Genomic DNA, 1,712 nt, shown 5'->3' on the forward strand with positions numbered 1-1,712 from the left:
GGGCTCACCACGGCCACGTCGGGCCAGGTGAGCGTCCTTGGCGGCACACCCAAGCAGGCTACGGGGAACGCGCGCATCGGCGCAGTGATGCAAACGGGAGGCCTGCTCACGGACATCACCGTCAAGGACACGCTCAACCTGGTCGCCGCGGCGTTCCCCACGCACCGGCCGCTGGATAGCGTCATCGAGCGGGCGAATCTGGAACCGATTCTGAGGCGTCGCGTCGGCAAGTGCTCTGGCGGCGAGCGCCAGCGACTCCGGTTCGCGCTCGCCTTGCTGGGCGATCCGGACATCATCATCCTGGACGAGCCCACCGCCGGGATGGACGCCGGCGCGCGCCACGCATTTTGGGACGCGATGCGACTCGAGGCCGCCGCTGGACGCACCATCATTTTCGCCACCCACTACCTCGAAGAAGCCGACCAGTTCAGCGAGCGCGTCATCCTCCTCGACCAGGGCCAAGTGCTTATCGACGCCCCCTCGCACACCCTCCTGGCCACCTCCCCCACCCGCCTGCTCACCGCCGAGTTCCCCGCGGGCATCCCCGACGACCTCCACCTACCGGCCGACGCGGGGCTGGAGCGCGACGGCAACATCCTGCGCGTGCGCACCGCCGACGCCGACTCGCTCGCTCGCGCCCTGCTTACCTGCACCGACGCCTGCAATCTCACCATCGTCGCCCACACCCTCGAGGACACGTTCCTCGAGCTCACGCGCAAGAACGCCAACCAAACGGAGTGACCCATGACCACCACGCAAACCCCGACGTTTTCCAACACCCTGTCCTACATCGGCCACGACCTGCTTCGCCTGCGCCGAGAACTCACCGTCCTGGTCTTCAGCGTAGTTCTACCCATCTTCTTCTACCTCTTGTTCGGTGCGATGGACGATTACGCCGACGAGCCGGTCAACGGCGGAAACATCTCCGCCCTGGTCATGCTGGGGATGGCGGTCTACGCGGGCGTCACCGGCGCGGTCGGCGCCGCGGGGTCCACGATCACCGAGGCGGAGAGTGGCTGGTCGCGGCAGCTGGCGCTCACCCCGCTGCGCCCGTGGCAGCTCACGCTGTCCAACATGTGCAACGTGGCGTTGCGCGCCATCTTGCCCATCGCCTCCGTCTTTATTGTCGGGGCGCTGACCAGGGCGGAGATGCAGCCGCACCTGTGGTTCCTCGCGTTCATCACCTGCGTACTGGTGTGCATCCCCTTCGGGTTCTATGGGATGGCCTGCGCGATGGCGGTGCCGGGGAGTAATACGGTGGCGATAGCGTCGACGTCGATAGTCTTGCTCAGTTTTGCCGGCAACCTGTTCATTCCGCTGAAGGAGCCACTGCTGGAAATCGGCCGCTTCACCCCGATGTATGGCGCGGCGGCGCTGGCGCGTTGGCCTGTCTCGCGCGGCACGCAGCTGCTGGCCAGCGGTACAACCACCGACCCAATGTGGTGGGCCTGGGCTAACATCGCGGTATGGACAACGGTGTTCGTCACCGCGGTGTTGCTCCTCCGGCGCCGCGACAAGAACCGGAAGTAGCCGGGGTGTTGGCTGCGCCGTTGCGTGGTTTCAACACCAGCAACACCCTGTTTGCCGGCGTGTGGCTGGTGTTCCTCGCGCCCGCCATCATCGCCGTGACCGCGGATCATGCGCACGCGCCCGGGTTCCTCTCGGCAGAGGCCGGCGTCGTCCTCATCTTCTGTGTCGCCTACCTGTTCAGT

Annotated in this window: 2 protein-coding genes; both read left to right on the forward strand. The window is 66.4% G+C overall.

The features are described from left to right. The coding region (locus tag EAW56_RS12030; RefSeq protein ID WP_147453325.1) for an ATP-binding cassette domain-containing protein at positions 1-741 on the forward strand (741 nt) is incomplete at its 5' end. A gap of 3 nt (positions 742-744) precedes the next feature. Continuing rightward, complete coding sequence (locus tag EAW56_RS12035) at positions 745-1,530, forward strand: ABC transporter permease (protein ID WP_095535601.1); 786 nt, start codon at positions 745-747, stop codon at positions 1,528-1,530. Positions 1,531-1,712 lie beyond the last annotated feature (182 nt).

The sequence above is a fragment of the Corynebacterium gottingense genome (assembly GCF_003693265.1).
In the GTDB taxonomy this organism is placed as follows: Bacteria; Actinomycetota; Actinomycetes; order Mycobacteriales; family Mycobacteriaceae; genus Corynebacterium; species Corynebacterium gottingense.

Coding starts and splice junctions, on each gene's coding strand:
- EAW56_RS12035 (WP_095535601.1), top strand. CDS start 745: ATGACCACCACGCAAACCCCGACGTTTTCCAACACCCTGTCCTACATC.